This window comes from Kribbella swartbergensis, assembly GCF_054784135.1.
Genome location: NZ_BAAGPM010000027.1, coordinates 543,310 through 563,382, shown reverse-complemented (window position 1 = coordinate 563,382; position 20,073 = coordinate 543,310). Strand labels below are relative to the sequence as shown.

Sequence of the window (20,073 nt, the reverse complement as noted above, 5' to 3'; positions counted from 1 at the left end):
GTGCGCCGGTTGATTGCAGTCGTGGTTGCGTCGCTGCTCGCCCTGGTGGGGTCCACCGGAGTGGCGGCGGCGCACGCCAAACTCGAGTCGATGACACCGGCCGACGGGTCGTCCATGGCCGCGCCGCCGACCCAGGTGGTGCTGACCTTCAGCGAGCCGGTCGGCACCAATGGCACCCAGGTCCAGGTGAAGTCACCGAGTGGGAAGAACGTCGCGACCGGTGACGTCCAGGTGCTCGACAAGAAGGTGACTCAGCCGGTCGGCGCGATGATCGAGGCCGGCCGGTATCAGGTCGACGCCCGGGTGGTGTCCGCCGACGGTCACCCGATCACGGTCACCGGGTCGTTCACTGTCACCCACGTCGGTCATCCGGCGACCGAGCCGGCCGGCACCACGCCCGCCGCCGGCCAGGGCAGCTCGAACACGGTCACCATCGTCGCGATGTGCCTGGTCATGCTGGTCGTGGTCGCCCTGGCCGTGGTCATCGTCCGTCGTCGTCCCGCCTCGCAATGAGTCCGGCAGGAGCCGGTTCGTCCAGCCCTGTCGGCGCAGGGCAGGGACGCGACCGGCCGTCGCGCCGGCTACTGGCGGGCGCCGCGATGGTCGCGGCAGGCATCGTGGTGATGGTGGTTGCCCTGGTCGCGGCCGGTGGCGCGCCGCAGCCGCCGCCCGCGGGCCTGCTCGGGGCCGGACTGCCTTTGTCCTGGTCGGTTCCGGTACTGCGCTTCGTCGCCGACGCCGCCGCGATCGCGACCGGCGGTGCGGTGCTGGCCGCCGTACTGTTGCTTCCGGCAACCGACGGGAAGCTGGGTCCGCGGGCGGTCCGGGCCTGTCAGGACGCGGCGGTCGCGGCCGGTGTCTGGGCGGTGGCCAGTGTCGCCGGGCTGATCACCACGGCGGCCGTCATCCTCGGCATTCCGCTGGCGCACCTCGCCGACCATGCGTCCGCGGCCGGCGAGCTCGACCAGGTCCGGGCGCTCGCAGTGGCCGTCGTCCTGACGGCGATCCTCGCCGTGGTGCTCAGCGGGTGCCGCACTGTCCGGGGAGCCCGGTTCGCGCTGGTGATCACCGCGGCCGCGCTCACGGGACCGCTGCTCACCGGTCACGGCGCCATCGATCGAACGAGCTTCTGGTCGGTGCTCGGGACGAGCTCTCTGGTCGTGCATGTCTTCGCGGCAACCGCCTGGATCGGCGGCCTGGGCGCCGTACTGCGGTACGCCCGGGAACGCCACGCGGTCGAGTTGTTCAGCCGGTTGGCTCTGACGGCCGCGATCGCGATGGGGGTCACCGGGCTGCTGACGGCGGAGATCCACCTCGGCGGCCGTGAGGACGGCTGGGGGCTGATCACCCAGTGGGTGACGAGCGGGTACGGCGCTCTGGTGTTCGCCAAGGCGGTCGCGTTCGCCGTACTGGTCACGGTCGGCTGGTGGCATCGCCGTACGACGCTGCCGGACCTGGCGGCCGGCGACCCGGCGGCCTTCCGGCGGCTGGCGTGCGTGGAACTGCTCATCATGGCGGCGACCGTGGGGCTGGCCGTTGCCCTCGCGCGCACCCCGTGAACGCCGGACTCGGTGATATGTCAACAGAAGTCCGTATGATGGTCGGATGACGGAACCACGGTGGCTGGACGCGCGCGAGGCGCGTCTGTGGCAGTCGTACCGTGACGCGTACCGCGAGCTGATGCGCGCTCTGGAGAGCCGGCTGATCGGCAACTCCGGCCTGTCCGGCGCCGACTATGCCTTGCTGCACCCGTTGTCCGTCGCCGAGGACGGCGTCCTGCGGACCCGCGACCTGGGCAAGTCCGTCGGCTGGGAGCGGAGCCGGTTGTCGCACCAGGTCAGCCGGATGGAGAAGCGCGGACTGGTCTGCCGCGAGGAGTGTGCCTCCGACGCCCGCGGCTCGATGGTCCGGCTCACCGACGTGGGTCGCAAGGCGGTCGAGGCCGCTGCGCCGGACCACGTCGACGCGGTCCGGACCTACTTCTTCGACCAGTTGAGCCGCGAGGAGCAGGACCAGTTCACGGCCGTCTTCGACCGCATCGTCGCGAACATCCCCGCCGACCCCTGCGCCTCCGCCGACTGCGACGAGTAGCAGCCCGCCGGCCGTCTCACAACTCCGGGGACCGGGGTGGTGACACGCCGTCACGCTGAGCAGGGGGTCGGGTCGCCGGAAAGAATGAACTCGTCAGGTTCGGATGCGCGCTGAATTTGACAACGATTTTCATTAACGGCAGGATTCCTCACCGGCGGCCGCCGCGCTGCCGGGACCTCTACCGTGAAGGAACGCGCATGTCCGAAGCTCTGAACAGGCGAGGATTCCTGGGGTTGGCCGGTGGACTCGGGCTGGCGGCGCTGACCGGTTGCGGATCCGACGGGCAGGCGGCCGCCCAGCCCAAGCAGGGTGGGCGGCTGCGTGCCGTGTACGCCGGGGGCGGGGCCAAGGAGGTGCTCGACCCGCACGTCCAGAGCCTGTTCGTCGACATCGCCCGGCACAAGGCGATGTACGAGAAGCTGGTCGAACTCGGTCCCGACCTGAAGCCGGTGCCGCGGCTGGCGGAGCAGTGGGAGAGTGACGCGCAGGCGACGACCTGGCGGTTCACCCTCCGGGACGCGACCTTCCACGACGGCCACAAGCTGACCAGCGAGGACGTCCTCTACAGCCTGGCCCGGATCGCCGATCCGAAGGTGCCGGAGCGCGTCGCGCAGTCGTCACTGGCCACCCTCGACCTGCGCCGCAGCAGGGCGGTCGACCCGCGGACCGTCGAGCTCGTGCTGGCGGCGCCGAACGCCGAGTTTCCCGCCCTGCTGGCCGGGATCGGCACCCAGATCGTCCGCGACGGTTTCACCGATCCGACCCGGCCGATCGGCACCGGCGCGTTCCGGTTCGTCTCGTTCGACGCCGGCCGGTCGATGGTGGCGAGCCGGTTCGACGACTACTGGGACGAGCCGGCCCGGATCGACGAACTCCACATCCTGTCCGCCGACGCCGAGGCCCGGGCGAACGCCGTCCAGGGCGGACAGGCCGAGTACGCGAACGACATGACCGCGACCTTCGCCCGTACGGCGGAAGCCGGCACGGCGGTCCGGATCGTCGCGGCGAAGGCCAGCACGATGCAGGCGTTCGTGATGAAGTGCGACCGGCCGCCGTTCGACAACCCGGACGTCCGGATGGCGTTCAAGCTGCTCGCCGATCGGCAGCGGCTGGTCGACGTGGTGCTCGCCGGTCGCGGTGCCGTCGGCAACGACCTGTTCGGCAAGGGCTACCAGTACTACCCGGAGGACCTGCCGCAGCGCGAGCGCGACGTCGAGCAGGCGAAGGCGCTGCTGAAGAAGGCCGGCCTGGTGAACAAGGAGATCGAGATCTTCACCGCGGACGCGTCGGCCGGGTTCGTCGAGGCGGCCACGCTGTTCGCCGAGCAGGTCGCCGAGGCCGGGGTCAAACTGAAGGTCGCCACGGGCAGCCCGCAGACGTACGCGAAGGACCTGCTCACCAAGGGGGTCATCGGCAACCACCGATCCGGTGCGATGCCGATCCCGCAGTACGTCACCGACCGGCTGCTGTCCAAGTCGCCGTTCAACGTCACGCACTGGCGCCGGCCGACCTTCGACGCCGCGTTCGCGGCCGCGCAGGTGCTCACCGACGAGAAGGCGCGCTCGGCGAAGTACGGCGAACTGCAGAAGACGCTCCGGGACGAGGGCGGCATCCTCGCCTGGGGTCTGCCGGACTATCTGGTCGCGGTGTCGGCCAAGGTGCAAGGGGTGCAGCCGGCTCCGCCGAACACGCTGGACTCCGGCCGGTTCGACAAGGTGTGGCTGGCCTGAATGCGGTCGTACGCCGCGCAACGCGCCGCACTCGCCGTCGGCCAGCTCGCCGTACTGTCCGTCCTCGTCTTCGTCCTGACCGCGCTGCTTCCCGGTGACGCGGCCGACCTGCGATTCACCGAGACGCTGACCCCCGAGCAGGTCGACCGGATGCGCACGCAGCTCGGCCTCGACCAGCCCGCGATCGAACGGTTCACGCACTGGCTCGGCAACGTGCTGACCGGTGACCTGGGTACGTCGCTGATCAGCGGCGGGCCGGTGATCGACATCGTCAAGGACTCGATCGGCGCGACGCTGGTGCTCACACTCGCCACGCTGGCGGTCGTGGTTCCGCTGGCCGTTGCCCTGGGCATCGTGATGGGCACGCGCGAGAACGGCCGGCTGGACCGGGCGATCACCTCGATCACGCTGGCACTGAGTGCGATTCCGGACTTTGTGATCGCGGTGGTGCTGGTGGCGGTGTTCTCGCTGAAGCTCGGGTGGTTGCCGGCCACCTGGGTCGGCGGCGATCTGCTCGCGAGTCCGGGGTTGCTGGTGCTGCCGGTCGCGGTGCTGTTCGGGCGGACGGTTTGTCTGCTCTCGCGGCAGGTGCGGGCCGGCACGATCACAGCCCTGCATGCGGAGTACGTCGTACAAGCCCGGCGGCTCGGAGTGCCGCGGCGGCGGTTGCTGTTGCGGCATGTGTTGCCGAACGCGGCGGTGCCGGGAGTGCAGGAGCTGGCGCGGACGGGGGACACGTTGCTGGGTGGGGTTCTGGTCGTGGAGGCGATCTTTGCGATCCCTGGGTTCGCGACCGCGCTGGTCGACGGAGTGGAGACCCGTGATGTTCCGGTCGTGCAAGGGCTCACGCTGGTGCTGGCGGTCGCGGCCCTGGTGATCAATCTCGGCGCCGACCTGGTCTGTAACCGCTTGGTCCCGCGCACGGAGCTGTTGCGATGAGAGCTCGATCTGGGGTGTTCGCCGCGCGGGTGCCGGTCGCCTTGTCGGCTGCGCTGGTGCTCTTGCCGCTGCTCGTCGCCCTTTTCGGGCCGCTGATCCGGCTCGAGGCCAAACCTGGGTTGCCCTACGCACCCGAGGGGTTGCTGGGGACGGACGGGCTTGGACGAGACGTGCTGCAACTTCTGCTGAACGGCGGCCGGACGTCGCTCGGGATGGCGCTGGGTGCGGTGCTGATCGCCTACCTCGTCGGAGGTCTCATCGGGTTGACCGCGGCGTCGACTCGGCATCGTTGGCTCGACGAGTCGCTGATCCGGCCGCTCGACGTACTGCTCCCGTTGCCGTCGCTGCTGGTCATCAGCGTGGTCGCCGTGGGGTGGCGGGCGTCGGCCCTGGCGATCACGGCAGCCGTTGCCATGGTCAACGTTCCGACCGTCGCGCGGCTGGTCCGGGCGGCCGCGCTCGATGCGGCGAGCGGGCCCGTCGTGGAGGCGCTCCGGATGCAGCGGGAGAGCTGGTTCGGCATCCACCTCGGGTACGTCGGCCGCGCCGTACTCGGACCGGTTGCGGCAGATGTCGGCACCCGGATCACGTTGGCCGTGTTCCTGGTCGCCTCGGTGAACTTCCTCGGGCTCGGGTTGAGCCCGACGGCACCCGACTGGGCGGTCAGCGTCTCCCGGAACCGCGAAGGCCTCCTGCTCCAACCATGGGCCGTGCTCGCGCCGGCGCTCATGCTCGTCTCGTTCACCCTAGGCTTCAACCTCCTCGCCGACCGCCTGGTCCACCACTCCCGCCGCCTCGCCAAGGTGGCCCGATGAGCCCCCTTGTGCGTGTTAGCCGGCTGACTGCCAGGGCCGGCGAAGCAATCCTCGTCGATGGGGTTTGCTTTGACGTGTGGGCGGGGGAGGTGACGGCGTTGGTGGGGGCTTCGGGGTCGGGGAAGACCACGTCGGCGTTGGCGCTGCTGGGGGAGCATGGGAACGGGGTGCGACTGGGCGGCTCGGTCGAGGCCGACGGGCGGGTGGTTGTCGACGGCAACGGGCCGACGACTGCGGCGGCCGGCGTCCGTGGGCGAGTGGTCGCCTACATGCCGCAGCATCCGGGCAGCGCACTCAACCCCGCGCGACGGATCGGTGCGACGCTCAAGGAGTTGGAACGTCTGCATCATCCGGGGGAGGACGTCGTCCCGGGCGCACTCCGGGCGGCTCAGTTGCCCGACGATCGTGCGACCATGCGCCGTTTTCCGCATCAGTTCTCGGGCGGGCAGCGGCAGCGGATCGCGTTGGCGCAGGCGCTGACCTGCCGCCCGAAGGTGCTGGTGCTGGACGAGCCGAGCACCGGCCTCGACTCGATCACCCGCCTCCAACTCGTCAGCGAACTCGAGGAGTTGGCGAGCAGCGGGCTCGGCATCCTGCTGCTCAGCCACGACCTCGACCTCGTCCGGGCGCTCGCACAGCACGTCGTCGTACTCTCGGCCGGGCAGGTGATCGAGTCCGGCGGCCCCGAGGTCCTGCCCGCCGCGCCCGAACTCCAACCCTTGGGAACGTCCAACGCCGGCAAACCATTGCTTCAGGCGATGAATCTGTCAGCGTCGTTGCGCCCGCGCGGCCGGGACCCGATCCTGCACGAGGTCGACCTCGCCGTCCGACCGGGCCATTGCGTCGGCGTCGTCGGCCGCTCCGGCAGCGGCAAGACCACCCTCGCCCGCTGCGTTGCGGGGCTTCACGAGCGCTACACGGGCCGGATTCTGCTGGACGGCGCCGAGTTGCCCGTCCTCCGGAAGCGATCGCTGGAACAGAACCGCCGGGTCCAGTACGTCTGGCAGGAAGTCCGCGGCTCGTTCGACGAACGCCGTCCGGTGGACCAACAGGTCGCTCGGACAGCGCAGCGCCTGCGCGGCCTCCCTGCTCGCGACGCCCGGGCCGAAGCGGTCGCCACGCTGGCCCGCCTCGGCGTCTCCGCGGTGACCGCGGCCCGGCCGCCGAGTCGCCTGTCCGGCGGCGAACTGCAACGTGCGGCCCTCGCCCGCGCCGTCCTCGCGCGGCCCGACGTACTGGTCTGCGACGAGATCACCACCGCCCTGGACGATCGCGGTGCGACGCTCGTCGTCGAACTGCTCGCCGAGCTGAAGGATCGCGGCACCGCGCTGATCTGGATCGGCCACGACCTCGGCCTGGTCGCGGCCGTGTCCGACCAGGTCCTGGTGATCGACGCCGGCCGGGTGATCGAGCAGGGCTCACCCGCGACCGTGATGGCCAACCCTGCGACCGACCTCACCAGGCGGCTGGTGAGAGCCGCCCACCTCGGTCACCGCCCATCCGATTCTCCGCCCGTGATGATCCCCGACACGAGGAGCGAACCGCGGCGATGACTGCTGCCCGACTGCACGACCACCTGGCGGAGGCCATCAAGGACCCGGATCCGATCCGGGTCCGTTCCGGATCCGGCGACGACCTGATCTGCCTGCGGTTCGAGACGATGAAGGTGTACTCCGCGCTGGGCGCCGTACGCCACCTGCTGGAGACCGGGGTGGTGCGTCCCGGCGACACGCTGGTCGACAGCTCGAGCGGGATCTACGCGCACGCGCTCGCGCTGGCCTGTCACCGGTACGGGATGAAGTGTCACATCGTCGGGTCGACCACCGTCGACCGGACGCTGAAGGTCCAGCTGGAGATCCTCGGCGCGACCGTCGAGCAGGTGCCGTCGTCGAACAACCTGCAGCTGGACCAGAACCTCCGGGTCCGGCGGATCGGCGAGATCCTGCGCGACAACCCGACGTACCACTGGATGCAGCAGTACCACGACGACATCCACTACCTCGGGTACGGCGCGGTGGCCGACCTGGTCGACGAGCTGGTGCCGACCGGGTCGCTGTGCCTGGTCGGCGGGGTCGGGACCGGTGCATCGACCGGCGCGATCGCGGAGTACCTGCGCAACCGCGGCCGTGACGTGAACCTGGTCGGGGTGCAGCCGTTCGGCAGCATCACGTTCGGCGCCGGGCACACGCAGGACCCGGAGATGATCATCGCCGGGATCGGCAGCTCGATCGAGTTCCGGAACGTGCGGCACGACTTGTACGACCGGCTGCACTGGGTGTCGTTCGACTACGCGATGTCGGCCGCCGTGGACCTGCTCCGGACCTCGGGTGTGTTCGCCGGGCTGTCGGCCGGCGCGGCGTACCTGTCGGCGTTGTGGGAACACCACTGCGACAGCAGCCGCACGCACATCTTCCTGGCCGCCGACACCGGGACGCGGTACGTCGACTCCGCCTTTTCCCGTCATGCCGAGGCACGGCCGATCGCGTCGATGCGGCCGCGGGAGATCGCGTCGTTGGACGAACTCGCGGTGCCGTGGTCGGCGATGTCGTGGGACCGGCGGGACTCGGCGCTGGTCCGGCGCGAGGCGTTTCCATCTGCGACACCGTCGCATTAATCTAGGGATATGCCTGACCGGGGCGGGGAAGGAGTCCACATGTATGAGTTGCTGCCCGAGTTGTTCACGGCAACCGAAGTGGACCGGCTGCGGGACGTGGTCGAGCAGGTGCACGCGGACGTCGTGGCGGCGGCCGAGGCCGGGGAGACCGAGGTGACGGTCTGGCCTGACGGCCACCGGCTGGAATCGGTGCGCGGGACAACGATCCACTGGGAGCCGGGCCTGGAGGGCAAGGCGGTCCGCAGTCTGTCGCCGGTGTCGCAACTACACCCGGCCTTGGATGCGTTGTGGGACGAGCCGCGGCTGATCGCGCCGATGAGTTCGCTGATCGGTGCGTCGGCCGGGCGGTTCGTCGCCAAGCTGAACTTCAAGCGGGCCGGGGTCGGCTCGGAGTTCGCCTGGCACCAGGACTTTCCGTACTGGTACTGCTGGGCCGGTCAGGCGGCGTACGACATCGCGACCGCGATCGTGATGCTCGACGACAACACCGTCGGGAACGGCGCGATGACGTTGATTCCGGGGAGTCCCGCGGAAGGCCCGGTACGCCGGGATCCGCGGGACCCGACCGGTCTGCTGGTGGATCCACTGTCCCTCGACGCGTCCCGCGCGGTGACGGTGGAGGCACCGGCGGGGTCGGTCCTCATGTTCCCCGGGCTGATGGTGCACCGCTCGGCGCCGAACCGGACCGCGTCCGACCGCCGCTCGCTGCTGTACTGCTTCCAGCCCGCGGGCCGCCCAGAACTGTCCGCCCTGTCGTACCACCCCGAAAGGCTGGCCGATCTCCCATGACCGCTCATCTGTCGGATTCTGCACCCATGTCTGTTGCCGAGTTGACTGCTGCGGTGCTTGCCGGCTCGGTCGGTCCGGACCCGTCCACACTTCCCGTTGTCAGTGCCTTCTGGCTGCACCACACCACTCGGCTGCCCGGGGCTGAGGTGACCTACCGGAATTACTACGTCCTGCTCAGGGTCGGTGAGGTCTTCGGCGCCGCGTCCTTCGAGGCGGGTGATGTCGACCCGGAGTACTGCGCCGACACCTCGGGCCTGACGTTGGACGACGTACTGCGCTCCGATGCCGCCCTGCCGGTCCGGATCGCGGCGCTGGACGCCTACCTGGCGTCGATCGAGCCGCACCACGCGTCGCTGCTGGCCGAGGAGATCGTGCTTCCCGCCGGTACGCCGGACGTGCGGGCCCGGGCCCGGGACGCCGCCGTCGCCGGGTTGCTGGATGTTGCCGAGGGCACCAAGGTTGCGCTGATCGGCGTGGTGAACCCGCTCGTCGACGCGATCACGGCCCGCGGCGGGGTCTGCCTGCCGTGTGACTTCAACCTCCGCGAGACCGCGTCCGGACTGCCGGTTTCCCGCGACATGACGGAGGTGATCGACGCCGCCGACGCGGTGGTGGCGACCGGAATGACCTTGTCCAACGGGACGTTCGACGTACTCCTCGATCGTTGCCGCCAGCAAGCGAAGCCGCTGGCCGTCTATGCTCAGACCGGAAGTGCCGTGATTCGGTCCTTCCTCGGGTCCGGCGTCACCGCCCTCTCCGCCGAGCCCTTCCCCTTCTCCCAGTTCAGCTCCCGCCCGAGCAGCCTCTACCGCTACGCAAGGACGGACACATGAGCAGCCCCAGTCAGAACCCAGCCCTCACCACCCCTGTCGTCCCGTCACTTCCCACGGAGGTGCCGGGGGATTGGCGGATGGCTCGGCGGCTGTGGCCGTTTCTGTTGGCCTCCGCGGTGAGTCTGATTCCGTTCACGGTGTTCGGGATGTACCTGGTGCCGATCGCGGCGGCGGCCGGCGGGAACGTGGCGGAGATCGGCGGGCTGCGGGGGCTCGGCGGTCTGGCGGCGCTCATCGTCGGGTTCTCGCTGGCGCCGCTGATCGATCGGCTTCCCCGTGAGCTGGTGGCGGCCGGAGGGCTTGCACTGTTGGGGATCTCGGCGGTGTTGGGTGCTGTTGGCAACGTGTTCGCGTTGGCCGCGTTCTGCCTGCTGATCGGGGCGTCGACGTCGATCCTGACGCCGGCGATCGGAGCCGCCGCGGCCGACCGGTTCACGTCACCGGCGGCGGCCGGCCGGGCGGCGACACTGGTGTCCGCAACCACGTCGGCGATGGCGATGCTGGCCGCGCCGGTTCTCGCCGTACCGGGAATGCTGTGGGGCTGGCGCGGCAACCTGCTCGCCGCGGCGACCGTGTCGCTGGGGTTGTCGGCCGCGTTCTTCTGGCGCGGCCGCGGCCGGAAGGCTCCGCTGCGTTCCGAAGGCGGCCGGAGGATGAGCTACCTGGCGACGTACCGGGCCCTGGGCCGGATCCCCGGCGCGCTTCCGTTGCTCGTGATCGCGATGCTGCGGACCGCGGCGTTCATGGGGTACCTGGCCTACCTGGCCGCGTTCTACGACGAGAAGTTCGACCTCGCGCCGGGCTGGTTCGCGCTGGTCTGGTCGCTGAGCGGTGCCTCGTTCTTCCTCGGCAACCTGCTGGCCGGGCGCTACATCGCGCTCGAGCGTCCGTGGATCGGCCCGGAGAAGATGCTCCTCGTCGGCCTCGGCGTCGCGCTCATCAGCGTGTCCGCCTTCTACTTCTCGCCGACTCTTCCGTTGACGCTGCTGCTGACCGCGCTGATGGGCGCGAGCCACGCCACCGTCGCCGCCTGCGTCACCACGCTCCTGGTCCGCCGCAGCGGCTACCTCCGTGGCTCGGCGCTGAGCATCAACGCGGCCGGCATGAGCCTGGGCACCTTCCTGGGCGCCGCGCTCGGCGGTCTCGGACTCGGCCTGGGCGGCTACCCCGGCACCGCCCTCACCTTCGCGTCGATCACCACCATCGCCGTCCTCTTCGCCCTCCGAGTACGCCGCCAGGCGACGGCCTAGGGGGCCGGTCCGGGAATAATCCGGGTCCTTCCGGAGCCTGTTCGGCTATATCGTTCGGTCTTATGGAGAACCTGCCCGACCGCCCGCACCCGCAGGCACACCTGCGTGCCTCTGACACAGATCGTGACCGGGTGGTCGACGTACTGCGGGACGCGCTGATGTCCGGGCGGTTGACGCAGGAGGAGCACGCCGAGCGACTCGACCAGACGCTGCAGGCGAAGACGCTGGGCGACCTCGAGCCGATCACGCGGGATCTGGTGATCCCGGCGCAGACGATCCCGGCCGCCGCGCCGTCGAACAGCCCGGTGCCGATCGAAGAGCCGGCCGACCCGTCGCGCAGCTTCGACACCATGTTCGCGATCTTCGGCGGCGGGGAGCGGAAGGGCCGGTGGCGGGTCAAGCGGCGGACGAACGCGGTCGCGATCTTCGGCGGGCACGACCTGGACATGACCAACGCGGTGTTCGAGGGCCGGGAGGTGACGGTCTGGGCGTTCGCGGTGTTCGGCGGGATCGACATCACCGTGCCGGACGCGGTCACCGTCCGCAGCGAGGGCGTCGGCATCTTCGGCGGCTTCGCGGCCCGGGGCGGCGACCACCCGGACCCGAACGCCCCGGTCGTGGTCGTCAAGGGCCTGGCCCTCTTCGGCGGCGTCGGCGGCCAGGTCTCCTCGAAACGCCACAAGAAGAAAGGCCACCGCCACCACGGCCTCGACGGCCACCACGGTCAGCTCGGCCACTGACCCCGGCAGGTCCTGCCGAGCAGGTGACGTCTTGCTGGTGCGCGCTTCGGTCCCGGGCTGTCAGATCCAGGACTTGAACCACATGCGCTGGAGCCACTGGGGGTGGGGGAGGACCTCGTCGGTGAGGATCGGCCAGATGTAGGCGAAGTTCAGCACGACCAGGACGACGAACGCGCCGACGACCGCGCTGCCGATCAGGCGGCGTGGGGCCACCTGGCCGAGCGCCGTCCGGGCCGGCCCGAGGATCTTGCCCAGGACCAGGGCCAGGGCCATCACCGTGAACGGGACCATCGTGACCGCGTAGAAGAAGAAGATCGGCCGGTCGTCGAACGCGAACCACGGCAGCCAGCAGGCGGCGTAGCCGACGATCGGTAGGCCGAACCGCCAATCTCGCTGGCCTATCCAGAAGACCAGCGAGGCGATCAGCGCCAGCGCGCCGCCCCACCACAGCAGCGGGGTGCCCAGCGCGGAGATCACCGAGAGGCAGTTCGTCCCGGCCGGCGCGGTGCAGCCCGCCGTACCGGGCTTGATGTCGTTGACCGCGTCGAACCCGATCGGGCGGGCGATGATCGGCCAGCCGGCCGGGTTCGAGGCGTACGGGTGGGTGGCGTTCTTGATGTAGTCGCCGGTGTGGAAGGCGAGCACTTCCTCGTGGTAATGGATCAGTGACCGGAAGTCGTCCGGGACGACCTTCATCACGCCGTGCGCCGGGTTCTTGGACGCGTAGTCGTGGCCGTAGGAGTTGTCGTGCAGCAGCCAGCCGGTCCAGGTCGCGGTGTAGGTGACGACGGCGACCAGCACGATGCTGAGGAACGCCGGGATGCCGTCGACCAGCGCCGACTTCAGGAACGCGCGCCGTACGCCGAGCGCGCGCCGGGCGCCGAAGTCCCAGGCGAACACGAGGATGCCGAAACCGGCGATCACCCAGACCGCGGACCACTTGGTGCCGAGCGCGAGGCCGAAGCAGACACCGGCGGCGATCCGCCACGGGCGGACCAGCAGCCAGCGGCCGATCGTACGGCGCTCGCCGTCCGGGACCGGGGTGTCGAGGGAGTCGGCGTGCCGGCGGCGGGTCCAGTCGCGGTCGGCGACCAGGCACGAGACCGCGGCGACCAGCCAGAACGCCAGGAAGATGTCGAGCAGCGCGACCCGGGACATGACGAAGTGCAGGCCGTCGACGGCGAGCAGCAGGCCGGCGATACAGCCGATCAGGGTGGACCGGGTCATCCGCCGTACGGTCCGGATCAGCAGCAGCACGGTCAGGCTGCCGAACAGGGCCGGCATGAACCGCCAGCCGAACGTGTTCATCCCGAACAACTGCTCACCGGCGGCGATCATCCACTTGCCGACCTCGGGGTGCACGGTCAGGCTCGGGGTGTCCTTGAAGACGTCCAGGTTGCCGGCCAGGATCGCCTTGTCCGCGGCGCCCTCGGGCTGGTCGATGAACTGCCGGGCGTAGCCGAACTTGAGCAGGCTGAACGCGTCCTTGGCGTAGTACGTCTCGTCGAAGACGAACTTCACCGGGTCGCCGAGGTTCCAGAACCGCAGGAACGCGGCCAGGCCGGTGATCAGCAGCGTCGCGATCCAGCCGCCCTCGAAGTCCCTCGGCATCGGTGGATACAGCCGCTCCTTCAGCGGCGGCAGCCGCCTCCCGAGCACGTCCCGCCCGAGCGTGTCCCGCCCCTCGGCAGCGTCCCCACGCCGAGCAGTCCCGTCCTCGATCACAGCAGTCACGCCCGCCATGGTACGGAGCCCCCAGTAGCACTGTCCCGCCGTATGCGGCTCGAGGGCTGCGATGATGGGGACCGTGACCGGGCGATTGGTGTTGGCGGGGACGCCTATTGGGGATGTGGGGGATGCTTCGGCTCGGTTGGGGCGGGTGCTCAGCGGGGCTGATGTGGTGGCGGCGGAGGATACGCGGCGGTTGCGGAGATTGACCTCGGAGCTGGGGATCGCGCTGGCCGGCCGGGTGGTCAGCTTCTTTGAGGGAAACGAGCGGGAGCGGACCGGTGAGCTGGTCGAGGCGCTGACGTCGGGGCAGACCGTGGTCGTGGTGACGGACGCGGGGATGCCGAGTGTGTCGGACCCGGGGTATCGGCTGGTCGCCGCGGCAATCGAGGCCGGCGTCGACGTGACCGTCGTACCGGGCCCGTCGGCCGTGCTGACCGCGCTGGCGGTGTCCGGCCTGCCGGTGGATCGGTTCACGTTCGAGGGGTTCCTGCCGCGGAAGCCGGGGGAGCGGGCGCGACGGCTGGGCGAGTTGGCGGACGAGCCGCGGACGATGGTGTTCTTCGAGGCGCCGCACCGGCTGACCGCGTCCCTGGAGGCGATGGCGGAGGCGTTCGGCGCGGATCGTCGTACGGCGGTGTGCCGCGAGCTCACCAAGACCTACGAAGAGGTGAAACGCGGCCCGCTCGAAGAGTTGGTGGCCTGGTCGAAGGACGGCGTACGCGGCGAGATCACCGTGGTCGTTTCCGGCGCCGATCCGGACCGGATCCTGACCCCGGCGGAGCTCGCCGAGGAGGTCGCCGCGGACGAGGAAGCCGGAACACCCCGCAAACAGGCCATCGCAGACGTCGCCAAGCGCTTCAACGTCCCCAAAAGAACCGTATACGACGCCGTCCTCGCCGCCCGGGACCCTGGTCACTAGCCCTGGCGGGCGGCACTACCCTTTTCCTATGTCCGAGAAGGCCTATTACGTCACCACCCCGATCTACTACGTCACGGCGGCGCCGCACATCGGCAGCGCGTACACGACCGTGGCCGGGGACGTCCTCAGCCGCTGGCACGCGCAGCGCGGCGAGCGGAAGTGGTACCTGACCGGTACCGACGAGCACGGCGAGAAGGTGATGCGCAGCGCACAGGCCCAGGGCATGTCGCCGAAGGAGTGGACCGACAAGCTGGTCGAGGAGGCCTGGAAGCCGGCCTGGGTCGACGTCGACATCGCGTACGACGACTTCATCCGGACCACCGAGCCGCGGCACACGGAGCGCGTCCGGGAGTTCGTCCAGGCGCTGTACGACCAGGGCGACGTCTACAAGGGCGAGTACGAGGGCCTGTACTGCGTCGGCTGCGAGGAGTTCAAGCTCCCGGCGGACATCAGGACCGACGAGGACGGTACCCAGCGGTGCATGATCCACGGCACCGAGCTGGAGACGGTCTCGGAGACCAACTACTTCTTCCGGCTCTCCGCGTACGCCGACCGGCTGCTGGAGCTGTACGAGTCGCAGCCCGATTTCGTCGCGCCGGCCAGCGCCCGCAACGAGGTGGTCGCGTTCGTCAAGCAGGGTCTGCAGGACCTGTCGATCACCCGGTCCACCTTCGACTGGGGCATCCCGGTCCCGTGGGACGAGAAGCACGTGCTGTACGTGTGGGTCGACGCGCTGCTCAACTACGCGACCGCCGCGGGCTACGGTGCCGACCCGGAGCGGTTCGGGCAGTTGTGGCCGGCGAACGTGCACCTGGTCGGCAAGGACATCCTCCGGTTCCACGCGGTGATCTGGCCGGCGATGCTGATCGCGGCCGGGATCCCGGTTCCGCGGCAGGTGTTCGCGCACGGCTGGCTGCTGGTCGGCGGCGAGAAGATGAGCAAGTCCAAACTGACCGCGATCGCACCGCACGAGATCACCGACCACTTCGGCTCCGACGCGTTCCGGTACTACTTCCTGCGCACGATCCAGTTCGGCTCGGACGGCTCGTTCTCCTGGGAGCACCTGAGCGCGGTCTACACCTCCGAGCTCGCCAACGGCCTGGGCAACCTGGCCAGCCGGATCGCCGCGATGGTCGGCAAGTACTTCGACGGTTCGCTGCCGGAGCCCACCGACCACGGCCCGGCCGAGCAGGCGCTGGTGGACAAGCTGACCCAGACCGTGGCGACCGCGGACAAGGCGATCGACACGCTGGCGTTCCACGACGCGCTGGCCGCGATCAACGACCTGGTCGGCGCGATCAACGGGTACGTCACCGAGCAGGAGCCGTGGAAGGTCGCGAAGGACGAGTCGAAGCGTGACCGGCTCGCCACGATCCTCTACACGGCCGCCGAGACGCTGCGGGCGGTCGCCGTACTGCACAACCCGACGATGCCGAAGACAGCCGCCAAGCTCTGGACTCTGCTGGGCGCCGAGGAGAAGCTCGGCTCGCTCAAGGACCAGCGGATCCAGGACGCCGCCACCTGGGGTCAACTCCCGGCCGGCGCCGTACTGACCAAGGGCGAGCCACTCTTCCCGCGCCTCAGCGAGGACGACTGATCAAACTCCGGTCACCGCGATCGGGTGATCAGACAGTTCATTCGACGACGACCGGTCAGGTGCCGGCGGGCTCGCGCACCAGTCGGCGCTGTGAACCGACTGTAGCCCGGACGGCAACCGCCGGGTTGACCAGCACCGAGGGTGCCGCCGCCCGCATCGAGAACATCGCGAGCCTGCGGGCGATGCCTGCATCGTGGACCGCGGCCTTCCGGATCGCGCGCTGGATGGCGTTCGGCGGTCCGGCCAGCGCGTCCTGGCGGCCGAGGTCGTCCCACTTGTCGATGAATCGGTGGGCGCGGCGGTACTTCCGCAGGGCGGGACGGAGGTCGCCGCCGGCAGCCAAGGTGCCGGCGGTGGCGTCCACCAGCCAGGCCGCGCTCCGGAACGCCCAGCCGCACCCGACCGCGGGCACTGGATCGGACGCGGTCGCGGCGTCGCCGATGAGCGCGAGTCCGGGGCGTGGCGTGGGGTCGCGCCTGACGCAGGGGTAGTCGGTCGTGCCGACGAGGTTCGATACCCGACGGGCGCCGGCGAGGGTAGGGCCGTCCGGTAGCCGCTCGACGAAGCGGTGAAACGCCTCGACGCGGTCGTCGGCGAACTCGGGCAGCCGCGCCTTGCTGGGGAAAACCCCCACCTGGGTCAGGCCGGCGTCCACCGGGATACAGACGGCGACGTCGGGATCGAGCATCCATACCTGTCCGTCGCCCGGGCCGTTCATGGCCGCGCCTTCGTAGTAGGTCCAGAACAGGAAGCGCTCATTGGGAGCCCGGTCCTCCGCCACACCGGCCAGGCCGGCCACGGTCGACCGGTGACCGTCCGCTCCGACCACCAGCCTTCCGCGCAGGGTCCGGCGATCGCCGTCGGCGGTGACCGCCACGACTCCTCCGACGGTTCCGGCCGGGTCCATGACGAGATCCTCCGCCCGGTGTCCGAGCAGGAGATCGACTCCTGGCGTGTTGCCGGCGATCTCTCGCAACAGGGGGTCGAGCACTCTCCGGCGAAGGCTGATGGCAGGTGGGACCCCGTTGCCCGGACGGGGGATGATCCAGCCTGATTCGGTCCAGACCCCAAGACCGCGAATGACGGCGGCTCCGTGCTCGAGCATCGGTTGCCACAGATCGAGCCGTTGAAGAGTACTGTGCGTCCCTCCGAGGATGAAGTGCCCGCACAGCGTCTTGTGTGACTGTGGGCTACTGTGCCGTTCCAGTAGTGCGACCCGCAGACCCGCGCGTCCGTAGGCCGTCGCGGCCGTGCACCCGGCGATGCTCGCGCCGACGATGATCACGTCGTACTTCATGTTCCGCCCTCCCGCTTCGTTCGGTATCCAGACGATGGGATGAATGGGCGGTCGTCGACATCGGTAGTGACTACCCAAAGAGTCGTCGTGGTACCTAGTCGGGCCCGGTCACTGGCATCGTGGTGTCATGGAGGCTGCCCGAACCCTGGAGGAGCGCGACGAGGAGTTGGCGTCGCTGGCCTCGTGGTGGGCGGAGGCGGTAGGTGGCGCCGGACGCCTCGTCCTCGTCGGTGGCGATGCCGGGGCGGGAAAGACTGCGCTCGTCACGGCATTCCGGCGTGGGCTCGGCCAGGTTCGAACCTGCTCCGGTGCGGCCGAGGCGCTCGCTACGCCGATTCCGCTCGGGCCACTCCGCGACATGGCCGACGACCTGGCGCCGGAAGTCGCCGGGCTTCTCACCGGCCACCCGGATCCGCAGGAAGTGCGCCGCCGGTTGTTCCGCGAGCTGACCGCCGGCGGACCGACGCTTGTCGTGGTGGAGGACGCGCACTGGGCCGACGAAGCGACTCTCGACGTCCTTCGCTACCTCGCTCGTCGGCTGGAGCACTGTGCCCTGATGATCGTCGTGACCTACCGGCAGGACGAAGTGGGGGCTCGGCATCCGCTCCGGGTATTGGCCGGGGACCTGGCCACCCTGCCGGTCGTCCGGCGGCTGACCGTCCCCGCGCTCACCAAGCAGGCGGTGGCCAGGCTCGCCACGGGCACCGACGTCGACCCGGAGGAGTTGCACCGGCGGACGGGTGGGAACGCGTTCTTCGTCACCCAGGTGATCGCCGGTGGTCAGGCCGGAGTTCCCGCGACCGTACGTGATTCCGTACTCGCGAGGGCGGCGCGCCTGCGGCCGGCTGCGCGGGACGCGCTCGACGCCGTTGCCTGTCTGCGCATCCGTGTTGCCGCCGCGGTGGTGGAGGCGGTCTCGGGTCGCTCGGCGATCGAACTCGACGAGTGTGTGGACCGCGGCCTGCTGACAGCCGCAGACGGAGCGGTGTGTTTCCGGCACGAGCTCGCACGGGTCGCTGTCGAGGACGCGCTCACGCCGAGCCGTGCCGCGCTGTTTCATCGACGCGCGCTTGCCGTCCTGCGCTCGCGTCCGGCGAGTGAGGTCGAACCTGCGCGTCTGGCGGAGCACGCCGCCCTGGCCGGCGACGCGGCCGGAGTTCTCGAGTTCGCCAGAGCGGCGGCAGAGCAGGCCGCTGCCATGGGTGCGCACAGGGAGGCTACGAGGCATTTCCGCCGGGCCCTGGAGGTCTCCGAACCGATTCCGCCCAGGCTTCGTGCGGCACTTCTCGAGGGACTGGCCCAGGAGAGCCATCTCGGCGACGACCTGGACAGCGCGCTCGTGGCCTGGCAGGAAGCGGTTGCGGTATGGCGCGACCTCGGCGACGCCCGTCGCCACGGTGGCGCTCTTCTCGGTCTCGCGGTCACCGCGTTGCTCGGCGCCCGCTGGATACCGCTCGGCCAGGCTGCGTGCGACGAGGCACTCGAGGTGCTCTCCGGGCAGCCGGGACCGGAGTACGCTTCGGCTTGCGCAATACGAGCCAAGCTGTGCGCGATGTCGTTCTGCAACGCCGAGGCGATCGCCTGGGGAGAGCGCGTCATGCCTGCTGGAGACGACGACCAACTGCCGCTGGTCCGGGCGCTCGCACTGATGTCGATCGGTGTGGGTCGCGCCCAGAACGGCGAGCCGTCGGGACTCGACCTGCTCGCGGAGAGCATCCGGCTCGCCCAAGGAGCCGGCGCATACAGCGAGGTGGGCTTGGGCTACTTCTGGCTCGAGCTCATCAGCGTCACCCGACGGTGGTACCGGCAGGCCGAGCGGTGGTACACCGAGGGAATCACCTTCACCGAAGAGCACGACCAGGAGATCTGGCGCCAGTGGCTGCGTGCCTTCCAGTCGCGTGCGTTGCTTGATCAGGGCAGGTGGGAGCAGGCGGAGGCGATGGCGGCCGACGTCTTGCGATCGGCAAGTGTGGACGACGGACGCAAGTTGGTGAGCATGGTCGTGCTCGGTCGTCTCCGCGTCCGCCGAGGGGAATCCGAGCCGCGCCGGCTGCTCGAGGAGGCACGGGCGGCGATGCGTCCCGCAGAACCGGTCGTCGGCTGGATCGTCGGGACCGCGCCGGCGCTGGCCGAAGCCGGGGTGTACGCCGGTGATGGCGAACTGGTCCGCGCTGTTGCGTCTGCGCCGCTGATCCGCGCCGGCCAGGGGCGGGAACCTTGGTTCGTGGGCGAGCTGGCCTACTGGTCGTCACGGGTCGGCGGCCCGTCGACGCCACCGCCCGACGCCGCTGAGCCCTATCGCCTGCAACTTGCGGGCGAGTGGCGGAAGGCAGCACAAGCATGGCGGGAAATCGGCTGTCCGTACGAAGCGGCTCTGGCGCTGGCTGACGCCCCCGACGAGTGGGCGCTCCGCGAGGCCCTGGCGGAGTTCGATCGGCTTGGCGCCACCCCGATGCGGGACTTGACGGCCCGCCGGCTTCGACGGGCGGGTGTTCGCGACATCCCGAGACGGTCGTCCCGCACGTCGCCCGATGGTCTGAGCGCCCGTGAGCTCGAGGTACTGACGCTGCTGTCCGACGGGCTGCGGAACGCCGAGATCGCGCGGACGTTGTTCCTGTCCACTCGAACCGTCGAACACCACGTCGCCGCCGTGCTCCGCAAGCTGGGACTTCCGAACCGCGCCGAGGCGGCTCGCTACGCCAGACGGCACGGTGTGACCGGCTGAACT

At 69.9% G+C, this 20,073-nt stretch carries 17 protein-coding genes; 15 read left to right on the top strand and 2 right to left on the bottom strand.

Translation table 11 applies throughout. The annotated features are described in order from the left end of the window. The 12 genes from ACYVOK_RS28875 (at nucleotide 1) to ACYVOK_RS28820 (ending at nucleotide 11,801) form a co-directional block, all read left to right on the top strand. A complete protein-coding gene (locus ACYVOK_RS28875; RefSeq protein ID WP_460665707.1) occupies nucleotides 1-513 on the top strand; it encodes a copper resistance CopC family protein in 513 nt (170 codons plus the stop codon). Further along, nucleotides 510-1,559 (top strand): copper resistance D family protein, encoded by a 1,050-nt coding sequence (locus ACYVOK_RS28870; protein WP_460665706.1) that lies wholly within the window; start codon nucleotides 510-512, stop codon nucleotides 1,557-1,559. The genes ACYVOK_RS28875 and ACYVOK_RS28870 overlap by 4 nt, the downstream gene beginning before the upstream one ends. A gap of 46 nt (nucleotides 1,560-1,605) precedes the next feature. Then, the gene (locus ACYVOK_RS28865; RefSeq protein WP_460665705.1) at nucleotides 1,606-2,091 is read left to right on the top strand and encodes a MarR family winged helix-turn-helix transcriptional regulator; all 486 of its coding nucleotides are present in this window, start codon (nucleotides 1,606-1,608) and stop codon (nucleotides 2,089-2,091) included. Nucleotides 2,092-2,288: 197 nt separating this feature from the next. Next, on the top strand, nucleotides 2,289-3,821 hold the full coding sequence (locus ACYVOK_RS28860; RefSeq protein WP_460665704.1) for an ABC transporter substrate-binding protein: 1,533 nt from the start codon (nucleotides 2,289-2,291) through the stop codon (nucleotides 3,819-3,821). Then, entirely contained in the window at nucleotides 3,822-4,760 is a 939-nt protein-coding gene (locus ACYVOK_RS28855) for an ABC transporter permease (RefSeq protein WP_460665703.1), read from the top strand. After that, nucleotides 4,757-5,575 (top strand): ABC transporter permease, encoded by an 819-nt coding sequence (locus ACYVOK_RS28850; RefSeq protein WP_460665702.1) that lies wholly within the window; start codon nucleotides 4,757-4,759, stop codon nucleotides 5,573-5,575. The genes ACYVOK_RS28855 and ACYVOK_RS28850 overlap by 4 nt, the downstream gene beginning before the upstream one ends. Beyond that, nucleotides 5,572-7,128 (top strand): ABC transporter ATP-binding protein, encoded by a 1,557-nt coding sequence (locus ACYVOK_RS28845; RefSeq protein WP_460665701.1) that lies wholly within the window; start codon nucleotides 5,572-5,574, stop codon nucleotides 7,126-7,128. The genes ACYVOK_RS28850 and ACYVOK_RS28845 overlap by 4 nt, the downstream gene beginning before the upstream one ends. Then, nucleotides 7,125-8,189, top strand: coding sequence for a pyridoxal-phosphate dependent enzyme (locus ACYVOK_RS28840; RefSeq protein WP_460665700.1), 1,065 nt, complete (start codon nucleotides 7,125-7,127; stop codon nucleotides 8,187-8,189). The genes ACYVOK_RS28845 and ACYVOK_RS28840 overlap by 4 nt, the downstream gene beginning before the upstream one ends. Nucleotides 8,190-8,228: 39 nt before the next feature. Beyond that, nucleotides 8,229-8,978, top strand: coding sequence for a phytanoyl-CoA dioxygenase family protein (locus ACYVOK_RS28835; RefSeq protein WP_460665699.1), 750 nt, complete (start codon nucleotides 8,229-8,231; stop codon nucleotides 8,976-8,978). 26 nt (nucleotides 8,979-9,004) lie between these two features. Beyond that, complete coding sequence (locus ACYVOK_RS28830; protein ID WP_460665698.1) at nucleotides 9,005-9,811, top strand: Rossmann-like domain-containing protein; 807 nt, start codon at nucleotides 9,005-9,007, stop codon at nucleotides 9,809-9,811. Beyond that, nucleotides 9,808-11,061, top strand: coding sequence for an MFS transporter (locus tag ACYVOK_RS28825; protein ID WP_460665697.1), 1,254 nt, complete (start codon nucleotides 9,808-9,810; stop codon nucleotides 11,059-11,061). Before ACYVOK_RS28830 ends, ACYVOK_RS28825 begins: the two co-directional genes overlap by 4 nt. Nucleotides 11,062-11,123: 62 nt before the next feature. Next, the gene (locus tag ACYVOK_RS28820) at nucleotides 11,124-11,801 is read left to right on the top strand and encodes a DUF1707 SHOCT-like domain-containing protein (RefSeq protein WP_460665696.1); all 678 of its coding nucleotides are present in this window, start codon (nucleotides 11,124-11,126) and stop codon (nucleotides 11,799-11,801) included. A 60-nt stretch (nucleotides 11,802-11,861) separates the two neighbouring features. Here ACYVOK_RS28820 and ACYVOK_RS28815 read toward each other — a convergent pair whose 3' ends face one another. After that, entirely contained in the window at nucleotides 11,862-13,544 is a 1,683-nt protein-coding gene (locus tag ACYVOK_RS28815) for a dolichyl-phosphate-mannose--protein mannosyltransferase (RefSeq protein WP_460665695.1), read from the bottom strand. 52 nt (nucleotides 13,545-13,596) lie between these two features. On the opposite strand from ACYVOK_RS28815, the gene rsmI reads away from it, so the two are divergent. Both rsmI and metG read left to right on the top strand, forming a co-directional pair. Continuing rightward, nucleotides 13,597-14,451, top strand: a complete 855-nt coding sequence (rsmI, locus tag ACYVOK_RS28810) for a 16S rRNA (cytidine(1402)-2'-O)-methyltransferase (protein ID WP_460665694.1) — start codon at nucleotides 13,597-13,599, stop codon at nucleotides 14,449-14,451. A 28-nt stretch (nucleotides 14,452-14,479) separates the two neighbouring features. Continuing rightward, nucleotides 14,480-16,048, top strand: coding sequence for a methionine--tRNA ligase (gene metG, locus ACYVOK_RS28805; RefSeq protein WP_460665693.1), 1,569 nt, complete (start codon nucleotides 14,480-14,482; stop codon nucleotides 16,046-16,048). A gap of 55 nt (nucleotides 16,049-16,103) precedes the next feature. Here the strand turns inward: metG and ACYVOK_RS28800 are convergent, their stop codons facing one another. Beyond that, the gene (locus ACYVOK_RS28800; RefSeq protein WP_460665692.1) at nucleotides 16,104-17,345 is read right to left on the bottom strand and encodes an NAD(P)/FAD-dependent oxidoreductase; all 1,242 of its coding nucleotides are present in this window, start codon (nucleotides 17,343-17,345) and stop codon (nucleotides 16,104-16,106) included. 127 nt (nucleotides 17,346-17,472) lie between these two features. Between ACYVOK_RS28800 and ACYVOK_RS28795 the strand changes: the two genes are divergently transcribed. Further along, nucleotides 17,473-20,070 (top strand): ATP-binding protein, encoded by a 2,598-nt coding sequence (locus ACYVOK_RS28795; RefSeq protein WP_460665691.1) that lies wholly within the window; start codon nucleotides 17,473-17,475, stop codon nucleotides 20,068-20,070. Nucleotides 20,071-20,073 lie beyond the last annotated feature (3 nt).